Below are 19,121 nucleotides of genomic sequence, written 5' to 3'. Positions count from 1 at the left end.
GCAGGCAGCAGGATCGTATCTTTCGTGTCGTCATCATATACCTGGGCTTGTATCTGATTGCCTATCCAGGTCTGGGCTCCCGACAGGACGGGTGGGAGCCCAGGCCTGTCAGGTTTAGAACCACTGGCCAAAGCGGCGGATGTACAGCATTTTCATACCCTGTGCGACCAGGCAGTACGCCAGCAAGGTGCCGACCAGCCAAGGGAAGTACTCCCAAGGCAAAGGCTGCAGGCCAACCATGGCCCCCACACCGGAAAAGGGCAGGTAAATGCCGACAGCGGCAATCAGGAAGGTCATCAGCATCACAGGCAGGGCCGCCGTGCTTTGGATGAAGGGGATTTTTTGTGTACGCAGCATGTGAACAACCAGCGTCTGCGAGAGCAAGCCTTCGATAAACCAGCCGGACTGGAACAGCGATTGCAGTTCAGGCGTATTCGCCCCAAACACGTACCACATCAAGACAAAGGTAGTGATGTCAAAAATGGACGAGGTCGGGCCAATCCAGATCATGAAGCGGCCAATATTTTTGGCATCCCACTTGCGGGGTTTGCGCAGAAAGTCCTTGTCCATGCGGTCCCAGGGCAAAGCCAGTTGGGAGATATCGTAGAGCAGGTTCTGAATCAGCAAGTGGATGGCCAACATGGGCAGGAAGGGAATGAAAGCACTGGCCACCAGCACCGAGAACACATTGCCAAAGTTGGAGCTGGCCGTCATGTTCAGGTACTTGATGATATTGCCAAAGGTCTCGCGGCCTTTGATCACGCCTTCTTCCAGAACCAGCAGGTTCTTTTCCAGCAAGATGATGTCTGCCGATTCCTTGGCAATATCCGTGCCGCTATCAACCGAGATCCCCACGTCGGCATCGCGCAGGGCGGGGGCGTCGTTGATGCCGTCACCCAGAAAACCGACGGTATGCCCATTGGCCTGCAGCGCTTTGAGCACACGCGATTTTTGCAGGGGCGTGAGCTTGGCAAAAACCGAGTGACGCTCGACAGCGCAACGCAGATCGGGGTCTTGCATCAGCTCGATTTCAGGCCCCAGCAAAGGCTTGCCGGGTGCCAGGCCCACTTCACGGCAGATTTTCGCGGTAATGATTTCGTTGTCGCCGGTCAGGACTTTCACGGCCACACCGTGCTCGGTCAGGGCGGCAATCGCTTGGGCAGCACTTTCCTTTGGGGGGTCCAGGAAGGTCAGCAAGCCTTGCACGGTCATCTCGCGTTCGTCCTGGGCTTCGTAACGGTTTTTGGCCTGTTCGAGGGGAATACGGCGAGTGGCAATCAGCAAGACACGGAAGCCGTCCGAGTTGTAGCGGTAGGCCATTTTCAGCAGACGGGCGCGCTGCTCGGTATCCAGTGGCAAACGCTGATCGCCCTCTTGCACGTGGGTGGCAATGCTAAGCATTTCTTCCACCGCCCCTTTGCAGACCATGAACTGTTCGCCCTGCGGATTCTGTACGACAACCGACAGGCGGCGACGTACAAAGTCAAAAGGCAGTTCGTCGATCTTGCGGTAGGAACCAATAGCTTGCAAGGCAGAGGGGGTTTGCTTTGCAAAGCGCAGCACCGCCTGATCCATCAGGTTTTTCACGCCGCTTTGGTGCAGGCTGTTGAGCAGGGCCAGTTCCAGAATGCGTGGGCTGTTGCGATCATCCAGGCCTAGATGGTGTTCCAGAATGATGCGGTCTTGTGTCAGGGTGCCGGTCTTGTCGGTACACAGCACGTCCATGGCACCAAAGTTCTGGATTGCGTTCAGACGTTTGACCACCACTTTGTTCTTGGCCATGGCGACTGCACCTTTGGCCAGGTTGGAGGACACAATCATGGGCAGCATTTCAGGGGTCAAGCCGACGGCAACGGCCAGCGCGAACAGGAATGCTTCGGTCCAGTCGCCTTTGGAGAAACCGTTGATCAGCAGCACGATGGGTACCATGACCAGCATGAAGCGAATCAGCAGCCAGCTAACACTGTTTACGCCCCGGTCAAACGAGGTCTCGGTGCGTGAACCCACAATGGCCTTGGCCAGCGAACCAAAATAGGTCTTGGCGCCGGTGGCTACAACCACAGCCGTGGCCGTACCGCTGACCACGTTGGTGCCCATAAAGCACATATTATTCTGTTCCAGCACACTGGCCTGGGAGCTGGAAGCAGAGGCGCTCTTGCTGCTGACGGCGCTAAAGACATCGTACTTTTCAACAGGCAGGGCTTCTCCTGTCAGGGCAGCCTGGCTGACGAACAAGTCGCGGGACTCGATCAGGCGCAGGTCTGCCGGGATCATGTCGCCAGCCGACAGGCGCACAATATCGCCGGGCACGATCTGGCTCATGGGGATTTCGCGTATGACCGTGGCACTGGACACGGTAGCGCGTCGTTGTACGCTGGCGGTGGTGCGCACCATCGCTTTCAGGGTCTGGGCGGCTTTGCCGGAACGATACTCTTGCCAGAAACGCAGCAGGCCGCTCAAGGTGACCATGACCACAATAATCAGCACGCCGGTGTAGTCCACCTCTTCGCCCGAGCGCATGGGCAAGATGATGTCGGTGACGGCGCTGACCGCAGCCAGCACCATCAACACTGCAATAAAGGGGTTCTTGAAGGCCAGGGCCAATTGAACCAGGGCGTGGGCAGGCTTGTCCCGGGCGACCTCATTAGGGCCGTATTCGGTCAGGCGGCTCAAGGCCTGGGCGTCGGTCAGGCCGTTCAGATTGGCTTGCACAGCGGCCAGGGTTGTCTCCAGGCTAAGCCCGGTTTCGGTGGCCGTACGCAGCTTGGCGTCGTTGTCCACTGAACGCAGTGGCGAACGGTGTTGTTGAATGCTCATGGTAATGCTCCTGGGGTACAGGCGTGACTGTGCCGTCCATCCCAAGAGATGGACGCAGCAGATCCTGCCGACCGGTTTGAGGGTCGGCAGACTACAGGTAAGAACAAGCGGATTTATTTAGTCAGCGTCAGGCTGTGTTGTTACGCCAGGCAAGAGCGGGGCGATGGCTGGGGACAGCGCACTCGGTATGGCACGGTGTAGCAAGTGGCGATCGGCAAGGCGCAAAGGCCCGGATCGGTTCTGTATGAATAATGCGGTGCATGGTTGACTCCTGATCGTGCTGCGCAAGCCCTATCAGCAGACAACCGAGCGGATCAGGTGTGTCTGAGGGGCCTGTGCAGCCTGTTTCTTCGACTGTCGTCGTTGGACATAGTGTGTTTTTCCTGTCAGAGGAAATGAACGTTCCTGCTTTCCGAACGAATGTTATTTTACGGTTTGCAAGCCGCTTTGCGACTGGCTTTGAGCCGTTTTTCCCCAGGCATTGGCGTATGGTTTCTATACGAAAGTATATGAACGGCCTGCTCCAGGGTAAAAACTGACGGCATGATGCAAGACAGAGATAGCTGGCCTAGTCTCTTTTATTTGTAGACAGCTGTGCTTAAGATGAGGGGATTCATTATTTTGGTGTGTGGTTTTCTTATGGCGGAACAATCATGGCAGCCCTAAGGCATCGTCTGACAGCATTGTTTGAGCCCCGTTCGGTGTTGGTCGTCTCCACCTTGCCTATGCCTCTGTTCAAAGAGGTGCCAGCCCGATTGGCTGGACGGATCACGCAGGCTCGTATAACCGCCACGCAAGTGCAAGTGCCGGATCGTCTGGAAGGATTGACGGAGACACAGCGCCTGGATCTGGCGCTGGTTTGTATTGAGCCGGTGCGTTTGCCGCAGGCTCTGGATGCGATCCGGGTACACAAACCCCGTGTGGTCCTGCTCCTGCCCTCGAACCTGGCCTCCCGCGATCCCATGGAAGACATGGTGTATGCGCGCTCCTGGGCCCGCATTAATAATTGTCTGATATTGGGGCCACGTGCCTTTGGAATACAGCGGCCGCATCTGGGCATCAATTTAAGCCACGAGCCACAAATGGCACTGGCGGGCCGTGTGGCTCTGGTATCTCAGTCGCGTTCCATTACCTCGGCCTTGATGGACTGGGCCGAAGATGTCAGCCTGGGTTTCTCTGCGATTGTGTCGGTGGGGGACGAGGCCGTTATCGATGTGCCCGAGGTGCTGGAATATCTGGCCATGGACCCGCGCACGGACAGTATTGCGCTGTATTTGGAACATACGCCCGCGTCTCGCCGTTTCACCAGTGCCTTGCACGCGGTGGCGGCGGTCAAACCGGTGGTGGTCTTGAAGGTAGGCGGCCAGCGTCAGCAAGGCGAGGCCCACGAGGCGGTATTCAATGCCTTGATGCGACGTGTAGGGGCAGTGCGCATTCGTTACTTCGTGCAGTTGTTCTCGGCTCTGAAAGTGCTGGTTTATACACGTCGCCCCAAAGGGCGGCGTATTGCTTTGTTTTCCAATGGGAACGGTGCGGCGCAGATGGCCCTGGATGTTCTGGGTTCGGATGCGGCAGTGACTTGCCCAGAGCTCTCGCCCTCGACCCAGCGGGCGCTGGACAACCTGCTGGCCCCTGGCGATCAGGTTCAGAATCCAGTGGTGACCTATGTACCACTGACGCCCATGCGTATCGACTCGGTCATTTCCACCTTGCTGGACGATAAGGATATTGACGGGGTGCTGGTCTTGTTGACCCCGGACCCTTTGGCCGATATGCCGGCGGTATCGCGTGAGTTGGCCATGTTGTCGGCCAGTGCTCGCAAGCCCATCATCACGTGTTTGATTGGGGATGCGGATATGCGGCCCTTGCGTCATTTGCTCGATGGGGTGGGGACGCCGGCTTTCCGGACTCCGGATACCGCAGCCAATGCGTTCGACTTGCTGGCCCGCTATCACTACAACCAGCACTTGTCGCAGCAGACCTTGCCGCCTTTGCCGCTGGGCACCTTGCCGGAAGTAGAACCTGCCCGTGAATTGGTGCGCCAGATTCAAAGCGAGCGCCGCGAGGCCAGCGAGCAGGAGTGTCGCGATTTGCTGCGCTACTTTCACGTGCCGGTTGTCGACTTGCGTGTGACACACGATCAGGGTGAACCTGATCCCGATGTTCCGCCCATGGGCCTGCGCTTTGAAACCGATGACAAGTTGGGCCCTTATGCGGTCTTTGGTGGGGCCGATCACGCGGATTGGCTTTCTTCGTCCTATCCGGCGGTGGAACTGCCACCCTTGAACCGTTATCTGGCGCGCCAATTGGTCGAGCGTAGTCCCTTGTGGCGCAAGAGCTTGTCCTCGCAATTGACGCCCTTGGTATTGACGCAGTTGTTGCAGGTGCTGGAGCGTTTGTCGGACTTGATGAGTGAGCTGCCCGGCGTGCGTCGTGTGGTGCTCGATCCCATTATGGCGGGTGAGAACAGCCTGTACATCAAGAGTATCTCGATCTCCTTGAGCAAGCAGTCCATGCTGGTGCTGCCTGAGACAGCCGGCTATCGTCACATGGCGATTCATCCTTATCCGCGCAACATGATTGAACGGCGTCAGTTCAAGGACGGACAGCGCTGGACCTTGCGCCCCATCCGCCCCGAGGATGCCGAGGCCCTGCAGACCTTTATGCGCGGCCTGTCGGATGAAAGCCGCTACATGCGCTTTGTGTCCATGCTGCGTGAACTGACACCACGCATGCTGTCCCGCTACACCCGCATCGACTACGACCGGGAACTGGCGCTGATTGCTACCGTGCGTTCGCCCAATCCTGATAACCGTAACCATCCCCGTGACGAGATTATTGGCTTTGCCCACTATCTTCGTAATGGCGATGGCCGGGGGGCGGAATATGCCCTGGTGATAGGGGATGCCTGGCAGCGGCGCGGTCTGGGCGTGATCTTGATGGAGGCGCTGATCCAGGCCGCTGCCGAGCAAGGGCTGACCTATATCGATGGCTATGTGCTGGCTTCCAACTCGCCTATGCAAGCCTTGATGAAGCGCTTGGGTTTTCAGAACGATGCGGATCCGGAGGACCCCAGTATGCGGCGTGTCTGGTTGGACCTGGGTGAGACGCGTCGATCGGATTAAGCACAGACAGCTCAATCCGTTTGTCAGGGAAATACCCGTTTAATTGTGCCCCTAATGTCCCGACTCACTCAACGGTGTCGGGACTATGATGCGCTCGTGATGGCAGGCAGCACAGCGTTTGAACGCGGCTGCCGCCACATCAATGGATGGTGCTCAACACCGACGGCACTTTATACCGGGGACACAATGATGCGATTGAATCTGGCTGCTGTGCAGCGATGGCTGCTTGGTTTGTTCTTGATTGGCGGTCTGCTGGCTTGTTCCGGGCAGACAACGATGTCGTCAGAAAAAAACCATTACGAGTTCTCCCTGGAGAACGACAGCTTGGAAATGCGGGATGGCGTGCGCCTGGCGGTGACGTATTACCGACCGTTGGCCAAAGCACCGGGAGAAACCTTCCCAGTCATTCTGGAAATGCTGCCCTATCGCAAGGACGATTTTTTTGCGCTGGGTGACTACGAGTATGGCTCTTATTTTGCCAAGCGGGGATATGTGGTGGCGCGGGTCGACGTGCGTGGCACGGGAGGTAGTACTGGCCCGGTCCCTGTCAGCGAATATTCCGCTGCCGAGATTGCAGATGCCCAGGAGCTGATTGATCAACTGTCCCGCCAGAGCTGGTCCAACGGCAAGGTGGGTATGTATGGCTTGTCCTGGAGTGCGTTCAATTCCTTGATGACAGCACACAGAAAACCGCCTGCACTCAAGGCCATTATTGCGGCACACGGTTCTACCGATCTGTTCTACAACGACGTTCACTATATTGATGGTGCCTTGCATATCGACTCCTATGCGCACCAGATTGATACCGATAACGCCATGCCGCAAAGTCCGGAGTATCGGATTGATCAGGAGTACTTCAAGAACCGTTTTGACCGCGAGCCCTGGATTTTTACCTGGCTGCGTCAACAGCAGGACGGAGATTTCTGGCGCGCCGAGTCTCTGGCCTTCAAGAAGCAGCCTTTGGAAGTGCCGGCCTATTTGATTGGTGGCTTGCTGGATGGTTATCGCGATTTTGCGCTGGATGTCAGTCGAACCTCGAAAGCCCCTGTGATTGTGGAGATGGGACCCTGGAACCATGCCTGGCCGGAGTATGGTGTACCTGGCCCGAATTATGAGTGGCGCGAGAAGGCGGTGCGCTGGTGGGACTACTGGCTTAAAGATATAGATACCGGGATTCTGGATGAACCCCGCCGGATGGCCTTTATGCGTACCGGCCATGCTCCGGCTACAGATCGGCAAACCGTGCCTGGTTATTGGCGCTGCGATTCGCAATGGCCCGTGGAGGGCGCGAGGACTGAACGCCTGCATCCTCAAGCCGGGCACCAACTGGCGGCTATTGCTCCTGCCTCAGGCTTGGCCCAGACCTTACCTTACAAGGCCGGAACGGGTTTGGCGGGGGGCGGCTGGTGGGGCGAGCAGACGGGGGACATGTCAGCCGACGATGCCCATAGCCTGGTTTATGATTCCGCACCTTTGAGCCAGGCCATGGAAATCATGGGCATGCCCAAGGTAAGCCTGAAGGTAGCGGCTGATGCGCCTTTTTATCAATGGACGGTACGGCTGGAAGATGTGGCCCCCGATGGGCAGGTTTCTTTGGTCAGCGGGGCAATCATCAATCCCTCTCAGCGTGTTTCGCGTCTGGAGCCTCAGGCCTTGGTGCCGGGTGAGGCGACCAACCTGGAGACCTCCATTCACTTCACCACATGGCGTTTCAAGCCGGGCCATCGCATTCGTTTGGCGGTAAGCAATGCGCAGTTTCCCATGGTCTGGCCCAGCCCGACGGCGGGTGTCACCAGTCTGTTTCCGGGGGTTGATACCTGGGTGGATTTACCGGTGGTGCCTGTGCGGGAGCAGGGCACGCAGGCTTGCATCATGTCGCCACCCCAGGCTAGCGAAGCGGCTCCCTTTGGTCGCACTATCGACGGCGACGGTCCTGTATTCAGCAGCGTCCGTAACGAAGAGACGGGTGATGCGATCTTTACGACCAGCAACGAGCTTAGCTGGGTGTTGAATGACAATTTATACCGTTCCGAGGAAATGTATCGTTGGGAGGTCAACGATGCTGCACCCGCCAAGGCGCGCTATCAGGGCGATCGGCGCAATGTGTTTAGCATCCAGGGGCGGGAGATCGATATGTCCGCCCAAGCCCGGATCGAGTCCGATGAGTCTTATTTCTACCTGACATTTACGCGGGTGCTAAAGGAGGATGGGGTGCTGGTTCGGGAAAAGAGATGGCAGGAGCGTATCGCTCGGGTGTATCAATAAAAAGCTGAATCAAGAAAAAACGCCGCTGTGATTGCAGCGGCGTTTTTTTCTTGTGAGCTGATTAGCGCAGTACCTGCTTCAGAAAGTGACCAATCGCACTGATTTCTTCCGGGCAAACCGCGTGGGGCATGGGGTAGACATTCCATTGCACCTGATAGCCCATGGCCTCCAGCTGCTGACGGCTGGCTTCGGCACGGGTCAGCGGCACAACTGGGTCCATGTTGCCATGCGCCATGAAAATAGGTGTGTTTTGATTGGCCTGATGGCGCTCGTTTTCTACTGCTGCGGCCAAAGGCAGGTAACCGGACAGACAGAGCATGCCGGCCAGACGTTCGGGCAAGCGTAGTCCGGTTTGCAAGGTCATGGCACAGCCTTGCGAGAAACCGGCCAGCACAATGTTTTCGGTAGGAATGCCACGGGCATTTTCGCGTGCAATCAGGTTTTGCACCTCGATCTGAGATTTACGCAGTCCGCTTTCATCCTCGTGACGTACCAGGTCAGCTACATAAATGTCGTACCAGGAACGCATGGCCATGCCGCCGTTGATGGTGACGGGCTGGATGGGGGCGTGCGGGAAAATGAAACGGATAGCGGGGGCGTTTTGCAGGCCCAGCTCTGGCACGATAGGGGCAAAATCGTGGCCGTCGGCACCTAAACCATGTAGCCAGATAACGGCATGCTGGGGATTGGCACCGGTTTCAATTTCAATCGACTCAAGCAGCGGGTTCATGCGGACTCCGAAAGATCTACCAAGGTCTTGATGTACTGGTACAGGGCGCGGTAGTGTTTGCGCTGTGGATCCTGGCCTTGTACCAGTGTGGCATTTTTCTCCGCCTCTTTGCGTGCAGCACGAATCAGGGTGCGCAATTGCTGGATATCGGCGCCGGAAAATTCATTCATGAATTCAGTCAGAGCGTCGTCATCACGCAACAACAGGTCGCGCAGCGCTTCCAGCCTGTGCATGGCACGGGTGTCTTCCTTGGAGCCGTTTTCCCAGACGTCCAGTTGCTTTAGGATCGGTTCGGGATCCACATTGCGCATCAGCTTGCCCACATAGTGGATTTGACGGCGGCGTCCTTCACGGGCCGTCGGGCTGATGCGCTTGGCATCCTTGATGGCGGCCATTAAGGACTCGCCTAGATCAAGTTGTTTGAGTCGGTCGTCCGAGAGCTCGATCAGGCGTTTGCCTAGGTCAAGCAGAGCGTGCATTTCGCGTTTTACCTGCGATTTGCTGGGGCGGTCGTAACCGTTTTCATCGATTTCAGTGCGTGGACGGGCCATAGAAGTGAAATAGCAAAGATTGTCGCCAATTGGCTATGATAACCGCCTAACCCTCAAAGAGTAGCAATGAGTCATCCAACTATTTCCCAATTGTCGATCAGTGCCAATCAGTTCCAGTTTTGCGAATTGGTAGACGAGGCGCTGCGGCATGCCAAAAAACTGGGCGCCAGTGATGCTGCCGTCGATATTTCAGAAAACAAAGGTCTGGCCGTCTCGGTGCGCCAGATGGAACTGGAAACGGTAGAGCAGACGCAAGACCGCTCCTTGGGTGTGACGGTGTTCGCAGGCCAGCGCAGTGGTTCGGCCTCGACCTCGGACTTTTCAGTCAAGGCGCTGCGTGAAACGGTGGAGGCGGCCTGGCATATTGCCCGCTATACCGCTGAAGATCCGTTCGCCGGTCTGCCTGAAAAAGACATGTTGGCCCAGAGCTATCCCGATCTGCACTTGCATCACCCCTGGATGCTGGATGCCGATCAGGCGACCAAGCTGGCGATCCGTGCCGAGCAAGCCGCGCTGGAGCTAAGCCCACTGATCAGCAATTCCGAAGGTGCGTCGGTCGATACGCTGGAAGGGCACTTTGTGATGGGCAACAGCCGCGGCTTTTTGGGTGGCTATCCCTACAGCCGTCATTCGCTCAGTGTCAGCCCCATTGCCGGCAAGGGTGATCATATGCACCGCGATTACTGGTACAGCAGCTCGCGTGATCCTTCCCGTCTGGCCAGTCCCGAGTCGGTTGGCCGTTACGCGGCCGAGCGTACCTTGTCGCGTCTGTCGGCCCGCCGTATTCCTACTGGCCGCTATCCGGTTTTGTTTGAAGCTCCGCTGGCGGTAGGCTTGATTGGTTCCCTGGTGCAGGCCACCAGCGGGTCGGCCCTGTATCGCAAGACCAGTTTCTTGTTGGACTCGCTGGGCAAGTCTGTCATGGCCAAACACATTGATGTGCTGGAGCGCCCGCATTTGGCGGCCGCTATGGGCAGTGCGCCGTTTGACTCGGAAGGCGTACGTACGTGCGACCGCGATGTTGTGCGTGGCGGAGAGCTGAAAGGGTATTTCTTGTCCTCCTACGCAGGTCGTAAATTGGGTATGCCCTCTACGGGGAACGCCGGTGGTTCGCACAACTTGCTGCTTAGCTCGCGTCTGACCCGTCCCGAGGACGATTTGGAGGCCATGTTGAAGAAAATGGGCCGTGGTTTATTGGTTACCGAGCTGATCGGCCAGGGCATTAATTACCTGACAGGCGATTACTCGCGGGGTGCCTTTGGCTACTGGGTGGAGAATGGCCGTATTCAGCATGCGGTCGAGGAAGTCACGATTGCGGGCAATCTGGCCGAGATGTTCGCGCAGATTGTGGCTGTGGGTGCCGATACCTTTGCCGCCGGTTCCAAGCGCACGGGTTCCATCTTGATTGAACAGATGTCGGTGGCCGGTTCCTGATAGCTGCTGTCTGGAGTACCTGGCCAGATTGTGATGTCTTGGCTCAGGCAAGCGGCCCGTCAGCGACAAGAGGATGATGGCCTGAATTCGGAGTTATTTGTGGTTCAGGCCGTGTTGCAGGTAGTGTCTGGCATAGGCTCCAGGTCAAAGGCCCGGCAAGATAAGGCCGAATTTGCGGGATAATCCGGGCTTTCACCGCACCCCATTCGGGGCGCGCCAGTGTACTATCCATAGCATAAAAATATTTCCCCATTTTCGTCGAATACCCACAAGGAGGTTATTCATGCAGCGTCGCTCGTTTCTGAAAAAGGCAGGTCTTGGCGTCGTAGCCAGTACCGCCGCTGTTGCTGCCCCTGCTATTGCCCAAAGCAATCCCAAGGTTAACTGGAAGCTGACCTCGACTTACGGTCCCGCTACCCCGGCTCTGTTTTCGACTGCCCAGGCGTTTTGCAAGATGGTTGAGGAAGCCTCCGATGGCAACTTCAATATCCGTCTGTACCCTGCGGGTGAAATCGTCCCCGGTTTTGGTGTGATGGACGCTGTTAGCAATGGCACGGTCGAATGTGGTCAGACGGCCTCGTATTACTACTACGGTAAAGATCCTTCTTTCAGCTTTGACACAGCGGTGCCATTTGGCCTGAACGCTCGTCAGATGAATGCCTGGATGCAGGAAGGCAACGGCACCAAGCTGCTGCGTGAACTGTTCGCCACCCGTAACATCATCAACTTTGCTTTCGGTAATACCGGCACCCAGATGGGCGGTTGGTACCGCAAGGAAATCAATTCCCTGGAAGACCTGAAAGGTCTGAAGATGCGTACCGCCGGTTTTGCCGGTGAAGTGCTGGCCCGCATGGGTGTGGTGCCTCAGCAAGTGCCGCCAGGCGATATTTACCCATCGCTGGAAAAAGGCACACTGGACGCCGTGGAATTCGTCGGTCCCGTGGACGATGAAAAGCTGGGCTTCCAGAAAGTGGCCAAGTACTACTACTACCCCGGTTGGTGGGAAGGTTCGGCTCAGGTGTCGCTGTACGTGAACGATGCCGCTTTCCAGGCACTGCCCAAGCAATACCAGGCCCTGATTGAAACGGCTTCGCGTGCAGCTGGTGAACGCATGATTTGTCAGTATGACGCGCAAAGCCCGGCTGCATTGCGTCGTCTGATTGCCAGCGGTGCTGTCCTGAAAGCGTTCCCACGTGATGTGATGGACGAGGCTTTCAAGACCTCCAATATTTTGTACAAGGAATTCTGCGACAAGGATCCCATGTTCAAGAAGATTCACGACGACTACATGGGCTTTCGTGACGCGATCGTGCCTTGGTTCCGTGTCGCTGAAGGTTCCTACGACAACTACCTGGGCATCGCTTTGGCGAACCGGAAAAAAGGCTGATCCCAGTACCTGGGTCCGGGCAGAGCAATCTGTGCGGACTCGACAGGCTAGCCTTGTTAACCCCTGTTTCTCCAGTTGGAAGCAGGGGTTTTTTGATGGTTGGTGTTCTGGAGCAAAGGTTTGGCCGGATCATTAAGAGCCAAAGAGGTAGGCGGCAGGCGAAACTTTTTGGGGGTTGGGGAGGTTTCTGGTGTAAATCCGGCAAAGACTCCCAATGCTGCTGAAGGAGTGTGCAGATCCCAAAATGCGTTTTCCCTCTATGAGAGCGCCCTCGGATGTGGCAAAAAACCTGTGTTTTTGTACAAAACCCTAGTGTTATCCACTATTTATGTTATTATGGCGAGCTATTTGGCATAAATGCACGGGCGGAATATAACGTCTTGGCAGGGTCAAATGGAGCTGCCTGGCTTGAGAAAGCGGGTGGATTGTATGGGCCAGGCATGTTGCTTTGACCCAGAATTTTAATATTTAGGAACCATCATGAAGACCTTCGTGGCCAAGCCGCTTGAAGTCAAACGTGACTGGTTTGTGATTGACGCTAAAGGCAAAGTCCTTGGTCGTGTGGCCAGCGAAGTCGCACGCCGTTTGCGTGGTAAGCACAAACCCGAATACACCCCTCACGTTGATACTGGCGATTACATCATTATCATCAACGCTGCTGACATTGCCGTGACCGGTAACAAGGCACAGGATAAGAAGTACTATCGTCACTCGAATTACCCAGGCGGTATTTACGAAACCAACTTCCAAACCATGCAAGAGCGCTTCCCTGGCCGTGCCGTTGAAAAGGCCGTCAAGGGTATGTTGCCTAAGGGCCCTCTGGGCTACGCCATGGCCAAGAAACTGAAGGTTTACGCTGGTGCCGAGCATCCTCATAGTGCTCAACAGCCTAAAACTCTGGACATCTAAGGATAGGTCATGATCGGTAACTGGAATTACGGTACGGGCCGTCGCAAGACCTCCGTCGCTCGTGTCTTCATCAAGAAGGGTTCGGGCCAAATCGTAGTCAACGGCAAGCCTGTTGACGAATACTTTGCTCGCGAAACGGGTCGCATGATTGTGCGTCAGCCATTGGTGCTGACCAACCATGTTGAATCGTTCGACATCAAGATCAACGTGCATGGCGGCGGTGAAAGCGGCCAAGCCGGTGCTGCCCGTCACGGCATCACCCGCGCTCTGATCGATTACGACGCAACACTGAAGACAGAACTGAAACAAGCTGGCTTGGTGACTCGTGACGCTCGTGAAGTTGAGCGTAAGAAAGTCGGTCTGCACAAAGCACGTCGCCGCAAACAGTTCAGCAAGCGTTAATTCGCCTCGCGACCTGTTTATGGTGCTCAAAAACCCCGGACCTGTCCGGGGTTTTTGTTTGCTGGCTACATTTGTCCTGCTTCGCCCGGTCAGGTGCTTCAGAACAGGCAGGACTACGTTAAGATAGAATTTTTGCTCGTCTCTCTTTCAGGAAAGTTCATGGCTACACATAGCGATACCCGGATCAAGGTAGGGATTGTTGGCGGTACAGGTTACACCGGGGTCGAGCTGCTGCGTCTGTTAAGTCAGCACCCCCAGGTGGAACTGGTCGCCATTACTTCGCGTAAAGAGGATGGTGTGCCGGTCTCGGATATGTATCCGAACTTGCGTGGCCATGTGGATCTGAAGTTCTCTACCCCTGAAAACGCCAATCTGGAACAGTGCGACGTGGTGTTTTTTGCTACTCCGCATGGTGTGGCCATGAGTCAGGTCGAACGTCTGCTGGAAGCGGGTGTACGTGTTATTGACCTGGCTGCGGACTTCCGCCTGCAAGATACGGACGTGTTCCAGAAGTGGTACAAGATGGAGCACAGTTGCCCGGACATCCTGAGTCAATCGGCTTATGGTTTGCCAGAGCTGCTGCGCGACAAGATTGCTCAAGCCAAGGTTATTGGTAACCCTGGTTGCTACCCCACTACTGTGCTGCTGGGCTTGGCTCCCTTGTTGGAAGGCGCGCTGGTTGATACCCAACATCTGATTGCAGACTGCAAATCCGGTGTGTCCGGTGCTGGTAAAGGGGCTTCGGTTCCCAATCTGTTTGCCGAAGCCAGTGATAACTTCAAGGCATATGGCGTGTCGGGTCACCGTCACCATCCGGAAATTGTGGAACAGTTGCAGCGCCTTGCTGGTGGTCCGGTCGGTCTGACCTTTGTGCCCCACTTGGTGCCTATGATTCGTGGCATGTTCTCCACGATCTATGCGCGCATCAAGCCCGAAGCCATGGATACAGACTTCCAGGCCTTGTACGAGCAGCGCTATGCCAAAGAAGCTTTTGTGGACGTGCTGCCTGCCGGTACCCTGCCAGAAACCCGCTCGGTGCGTGCTTCTAACCAGCTACGTATTTCCGTGCAGCGTCCTGGCAATGGCGACCAACTGATCATTCTGGTGGTGCAGGACAACCTGGTTAAGGGTGCGTCGGGTCAGGCTGTGCAGAATATGAATATCTTGTTCGGCCTGCCCGAGCAAACCGGCTTGAAGCACGTTGCTATTTTGCCTTAAGGGGAACTTGGCCTTGGTGAATAGGTCAAATATTTATGGCTGAATCACCGCAAACCCATTCTCATACACTCGCTCCTCCCCGTTCGCGGGGTGGGGTGGCGACGATTGGGCTGGCCGTTTTACTGGGAGTGCTTCTGGGCGGCGGTGGGCTGTGGCTTTACCGCAGTCTGACTCAAGCTGGTGACCAGTCCGAACAAATTCAGCTGGCGATGCAGAATCTGGCGCGTAGTCAGCAATCCCTGCAGCAGATCCAAACCGAGTTTGAGGTGCTGCGCGGGCAATTGGTGCTGGAAGAGAGTACACGTAAGGGGCTGGAAAAGTCCTTGTCGTCTACTCAGGCTGAGCTGGCGCAGACACGTGAGCAGTTGGCCTTTTACGAGCAGTTGCTCCCGCCCGGTCCCAGTGGTTCTGTTACTGTTCGGGCTATGGATGTTGTCCAAAGGGGTGATTTGCTGGAGTACAAGGTGTTGTTGCAGCGTAACGCCCCAGAAGGAAAGACTTTTTCAGGTCGCCTGCAGTTTCAGCTGACTGGGCGGCAAGACGGAAAAAACGTTAAAATCGATTTATCACCCAGTTCCGGGCCGGACTCGGTACTGACAGAGTCGTCTGTAGAACAGATCGATCCTTTGGTTTTAAACTTCAACCAGTTTCAGCGCGCTATGGGTTGGCTGGCTTTGCCGCCAGGATTTGAACCCACCGCCTTGACGCTGAACGTCCTGGAAGGAAGCGTTATCCGTGCTTCTCGCCAGGAAAAAATCGCCCCGCCAGACTAATCACCTTACCCGCGGGTGGTCATGTGCAAGGCGATCACATGATAATTATTCATGCCGGCGGGGGCCGGCAGGAGAACCACATGAGCACTCTTACCGAATCCGTTGATCTGCAAGCCCCTCCTTCCCCACTGATTTTTACCGATTCAGCGGTTGAGAAGGTCCGTGAGCTCCTGATTGAAGAAGGCAGCCCCGAACTGAAGCTGCGCGTCTTCGTGCAAGGTGGCGGCTGTTCCGGCTTCCAGTACGGCTTCACCTTTGATGAGCTGGTTAACGACGACGACACCATTATTGATAAAGACGGCGTGCAATTACTGGTTGACGCCATGAGCTTCCAATACTTGGTGGGCGCAGAAATTGATTACAAAGACGACCTGGACGGTGCTCAGTTCGTTATCCGTAATCCTAATGCGACAACCACTTGTGGCTGCGGCTCGTCCTTCACGATGTAAGAAGGCAAGGCTGGCGCTGATTGCTTGGCGTTATTGCCTTTAGCAGGTTTGTAGGAAAACACCCCAGACTCTGAATGCAGGGTCTGGGGTGTTTTTTTTGTGGGGGGGTGTTGAGGGGGGCTTTGGGGTGTAAGGACGTGACCCGCAAGAGCCTGGCTGGATGAGTCGAGTGGTGGGCGTCTATTCAGAGGTCGGCCAGAGAAGCGGAATAGCTCAATCCTGGAAACGGATCAATTGTTGACTGCTCTAGCCAGAAAACACTTGTGCTTCTTTAGTGGTGTAGGAGGAAAGAGGCCTTGTCGGATTCAGTCTGATCGCGTAGTTCCGAGCAATGAATGATGAGTCCGAGACGCTATTGTTGCTAGGCAAGGCTAAAAATACCGATCAAGCCGGATAGCAGGCACCCAGCACCGTCGCGCGCCGTGCGCCTGTTACAGCGGGCAGCCCGGCAGGAATACGCTCGATATGCGCGTAGGCCAGCCAGGCAAAGGCCAGTGCTTCGATGGATTGCGGATCCATGCCCAGTTCCGCGCTGGAACGGATTGGTATCGCCACCAGATCGCCCAGGCGTTTCAGCATGGCGGGGTTGGCTGCGCCACCGCCGCACACAATCAAGTCCTGAATATGATCTGAGTAAGGCTGAATGGCCTGCGCAACGCTGTGTACGGTCAAATCCATCAGAGTGGATTGCACCACAGCAGGCTGAAGCTCGCCTTTCGGATCGATACGATCCAGATGCTCCTGCAGCCATCCCAAGTTAAATAGATCACGGCCTGTTGATTTAGGCGCAGGCAAAGCAAACCAGGGTTCGCTCAGCAGGCTGGCAAGCAAGGCAGGGTCAGAGACGGCGCTATTGGCCCATTGCCCGTCTTTGTCGTAGGACTGGCCTTGATGTTTGTTCACCCAGGCATCCAGCAGCATATTCGCCGGACCAGTATCAAAACCAAAAACATCACAACCAGGCAGTAGCAAGGAAATATTCGCAATCCCGCCCAGATTCAGAATGACGCGCCCGTGTTCGTGACGGAACAGCGCCTCATGAACAATAGGCACCAAGGGTGCGCCTTGGCCGCCAGCAGCAATATCTCGGCTGCGGAAATCTGCAATCACATCTATTCCGCAGCGCTCGGCCAGCAGGGCAGGGGCATTCAATTGCAGGGTGTAGCCCTGGTCGGGCGCATGGCGGATAGTTTGCCCGTGTACACCAATCGCCCGGATCAGATCTTTCTCTGGGCCTTGGGTCCAGGGCTGGCAAGCCTGGGCGTAGAGCTCTGTCAACTGCAGGGCGGCAACACTGGCGCGGGCCAGTTCATTGTGCTCGGGATGCTGCAAAGCCAGCAGCTCGTCTCGCAGAGCGGCTGGCATGGGCAGGCTATGGGTTTGGTGTACTTGCGCCCCCTGCGGACCGAAGGATGCCAGTACGGCATCCACACCGTCCATGCTGGTACCGGACATCAGTCCGATAAACAGGGGGGCTTGCATGGTTTAGCGGCTGGCCAGCTTTACGGGTTCAGCATCTGTGTGCAGCAAGGCAAAGTTGCTCTGGTAGGAAGCCAGGGTCTGCTGGAACTGTTTGCGCTGCGGCGCATCCAGGACGCGGGCTACTGGCAGGTCTACCGACAGAGGGTCAACGGCTTTTTGGGCAATTCGGAATTCGTAATGTAGGTGCGGACCTGTTGCCCAGCCGGTCGAGCCAACATACCCAATCAGTTGACCCTGTTCTACGCGGTCTCCTTTGCGCAGACCAGCGGCAAAGCGACTTTGGTGGGCGTACAGCGTGGTGAACTGACCGTGATGCTTAAGAATGATGGTGTTGCCGTAACCGTTCTGGCGACCTATGAATTCCACTGTGCCATCTGCCGTGGCATGGATGGGGGTGCCAGAGGGTGCTGCATAGTCTACGCCTTTGTGGTTACGCCAGCCGCCATGCACCGGATGGCGGCGACCACCAAAAGTCGAGCTGATACGGGTGAACTTCAAGGCCGTACGCAGAAAAGCACCTTTGAGGCTTTGGCCGCTGAAATCGTAATAGCCACCAGAGCCGTTTTCGGGCTGGAACCAAGCAGCTTCATGGGTTTTGCCCTGATTATTGAACTCCACTGCCAGCAAGCGGCCTGAACCTACGTCCTGGCCTTCATGGCCGTAGGATTCGTAGACCACGCGGAAGCTGTCGCCTTTGCGCAGGTCTTTCAGAAAGTCGATTTTGCTGCCCATCACATCCGCCATTTGCAGGGTGATGTTGTCGGGGATACCGGCCTGATCACTGGCGCCAAACAGCGAGCTGTTGATGGTGGCCTGGGCCACTCGTACTCGGGTTTGGGCCAGATCGCTCTGTTCCTGGGCGATAAAGCCGTTATTGCCATCAGGGCGCACTTCCAGCCAGCGGGCTTGGCCTTGGCCGGATTGCTCGGAATAGGGGGTATGACGGTAGCGCAGCCACTGCAAATTGCCGTTGGCATCCAGTGCGGCTTGTATGGCTCGACCTGGGTACAGCTTGTAGATCGAACGCGCCTTTTTATCATGCGTCAGAAATTGCAATAGCCCTTCTTCACTGACTTCCATGCGCTGGAGCAGGGCGGACAAGGTGTCGCCGCGGCGGATACGGGTTTCAGTAATGTAGGCTTGCTGGTCCTGAGCCTGTAGCACCGTCAGCTCCGAAGGCAGGGTCAAGGCAGTGCGGGCTTGGTAAATCTGGGGTTCCGGGCTGCTGGGCATGACCACGGCAAGCGCACCCGCAGCGACAAAGGAGCCAAGGGCAAGCGCGATCAAACCGGTGCGGATAACTAGGGCTCGGGCGAACCGAGGCTGGTGGATGTCGAGGTGGGAGCAGGAGCGTTTCCCTTTGCTGAACATAAAACCAGAACCTTGTTGGATGTACGGTTTACTGTCCGCTTGGCTGGCAAGCGGAGGTCAGTTGTACTGGGCGGACAGAACATTCCTGCCCTGGCAATCTGACCTGCGCGGGAATGATAAAATAGTTTGTTTACGAAACCTTGCTCATTTATTAAGCACGTCTCGCAATAGCAGGCTATCCTAGCGCATTAGGCTTAATTTTTCGAGC

The 19,121-nt window shown here is 56.2% G+C and carries 14 protein-coding genes; 9 read left to right on the top strand and 5 right to left on the bottom strand.

The features are described from left to right. Positions 1-114: 114 nt before the first annotated feature. Positions 115-2,817, bottom strand: coding sequence for a magnesium-translocating P-type ATPase (gene mgtA, locus LNA76_RS13665; RefSeq protein ID WP_230019276.1), 2,703 nt, complete (start codon positions 2,815-2,817; stop codon positions 115-117). A 653-nt stretch (positions 2,818-3,470) separates the two neighbouring features. On the opposite strand from mgtA, the gene LNA76_RS13660 reads away from it, so the two are divergent. Together LNA76_RS13660 and LNA76_RS13655 are read left to right on the top strand one after the other, a co-directional pair. Beyond that, positions 3,471-5,942: a bifunctional acetate--CoA ligase family protein/GNAT family N-acetyltransferase gene (locus LNA76_RS13660; RefSeq protein ID WP_094197720.1), complete on the top strand. Its 2,472-nt coding sequence runs from the start codon at positions 3,471-3,473 to the stop codon at positions 5,940-5,942. Positions 5,943-6,128: 186 nt separating this feature from the next. Next, complete coding sequence (locus LNA76_RS13655) at positions 6,129-8,207, top strand: CocE/NonD family hydrolase (RefSeq protein WP_230019275.1); 2,079 nt, start codon at positions 6,129-6,131, stop codon at positions 8,205-8,207. Positions 8,208-8,268: 61 nt separating this feature from the next. Here the strand turns inward: LNA76_RS13655 and LNA76_RS13650 are convergent, their stop codons facing one another. Then, a complete protein-coding gene (locus LNA76_RS13650) occupies positions 8,269-8,937 on the bottom strand; it encodes an alpha/beta hydrolase (protein WP_094197719.1) in 669 nt (222 codons plus the stop codon). Next, positions 8,934-9,488: a ribosome biogenesis factor YjgA gene (yjgA, locus tag LNA76_RS13645; protein WP_094197718.1), complete on the bottom strand. Its 555-nt coding sequence runs from the start codon at positions 9,486-9,488 to the stop codon at positions 8,934-8,936. Before yjgA ends, LNA76_RS13650 begins: the two co-directional genes overlap by 4 nt. Positions 9,489-9,554: 66 nt before the next feature. Between yjgA and pmbA the strand changes: the two genes are divergently transcribed. The 7 genes from pmbA to erpA all read left to right on the top strand — a co-directional run bounded on the left by pmbA (position 9,555) and on the right by erpA (position 16,060). Further along, positions 9,555-10,922 (top strand): metalloprotease PmbA, encoded by a 1,368-nt coding sequence (pmbA, locus tag LNA76_RS13640; RefSeq protein WP_121739586.1) that lies wholly within the window; start codon positions 9,555-9,557, stop codon positions 10,920-10,922. A gap of 283 nt (positions 10,923-11,205) precedes the next feature. Continuing rightward, complete coding sequence (locus LNA76_RS13635; RefSeq protein WP_230019274.1) at positions 11,206-12,309, top strand: TRAP transporter substrate-binding protein; 1,104 nt, start codon at positions 11,206-11,208, stop codon at positions 12,307-12,309. A 480-nt stretch (positions 12,310-12,789) separates the two neighbouring features. Then, complete coding sequence (gene rplM, locus LNA76_RS13630) at positions 12,790-13,218, top strand: 50S ribosomal protein L13 (protein ID WP_094197715.1); 429 nt, start codon at positions 12,790-12,792, stop codon at positions 13,216-13,218. A 9-nt stretch (positions 13,219-13,227) separates the two neighbouring features. Then, positions 13,228-13,620 carry a 30S ribosomal protein S9 gene (rpsI, locus tag LNA76_RS13625; RefSeq protein WP_094197714.1) on the top strand — a complete coding sequence of 131 codons (393 nt, stop codon included), beginning with the start codon at positions 13,228-13,230 and terminating at the stop codon, positions 13,618-13,620. A gap of 159 nt (positions 13,621-13,779) precedes the next feature. Further along, positions 13,780-14,838, top strand: coding sequence for an N-acetyl-gamma-glutamyl-phosphate reductase (gene argC, locus LNA76_RS13620; RefSeq protein ID WP_094197713.1), 1,059 nt, complete (start codon positions 13,780-13,782; stop codon positions 14,836-14,838). A gap of 35 nt (positions 14,839-14,873) precedes the next feature. Further along, on the top strand, positions 14,874-15,611 hold the full coding sequence (locus tag LNA76_RS13615; protein WP_159086149.1) for a DUF6776 family protein: 738 nt from the start codon (positions 14,874-14,876) through the stop codon (positions 15,609-15,611). 80 nt (positions 15,612-15,691) lie between these two features. Continuing rightward, the gene (gene erpA / locus LNA76_RS13610; RefSeq protein WP_003801826.1) at positions 15,692-16,060 is read left to right on the top strand and encodes an iron-sulfur cluster insertion protein ErpA; all 369 of its coding nucleotides are present in this window, start codon (positions 15,692-15,694) and stop codon (positions 16,058-16,060) included. A gap of 384 nt (positions 16,061-16,444) precedes the next feature. Here erpA and LNA76_RS13605 read toward each other — a convergent pair whose 3' ends face one another. Together LNA76_RS13605 and LNA76_RS13600 are read right to left on the bottom strand one after the other, a co-directional pair. Continuing rightward, positions 16,445-17,542 (bottom strand): anhydro-N-acetylmuramic acid kinase, encoded by a 1,098-nt coding sequence (locus tag LNA76_RS13605; RefSeq protein ID WP_230019273.1) that lies wholly within the window; start codon positions 17,540-17,542, stop codon positions 16,445-16,447. A gap of 3 nt (positions 17,543-17,545) precedes the next feature. Beyond that, a complete protein-coding gene (locus tag LNA76_RS13600) occupies positions 17,546-18,913 on the bottom strand; it encodes a M23 family metallopeptidase (RefSeq protein WP_094197708.1) in 1,368 nt (455 codons plus the stop codon). Positions 18,914-19,121 lie beyond the last annotated feature (208 nt).

Source organism: Alcaligenes sp. MMA, from assembly GCF_020907215.1.
GTDB classification, from domain to species: domain Bacteria; phylum Pseudomonadota; class Gammaproteobacteria; order Burkholderiales; family Burkholderiaceae_B; genus Alcaligenes; species Alcaligenes aquatilis.
This window is presented reverse-complemented; position numbering and strand designations above follow the sequence as displayed.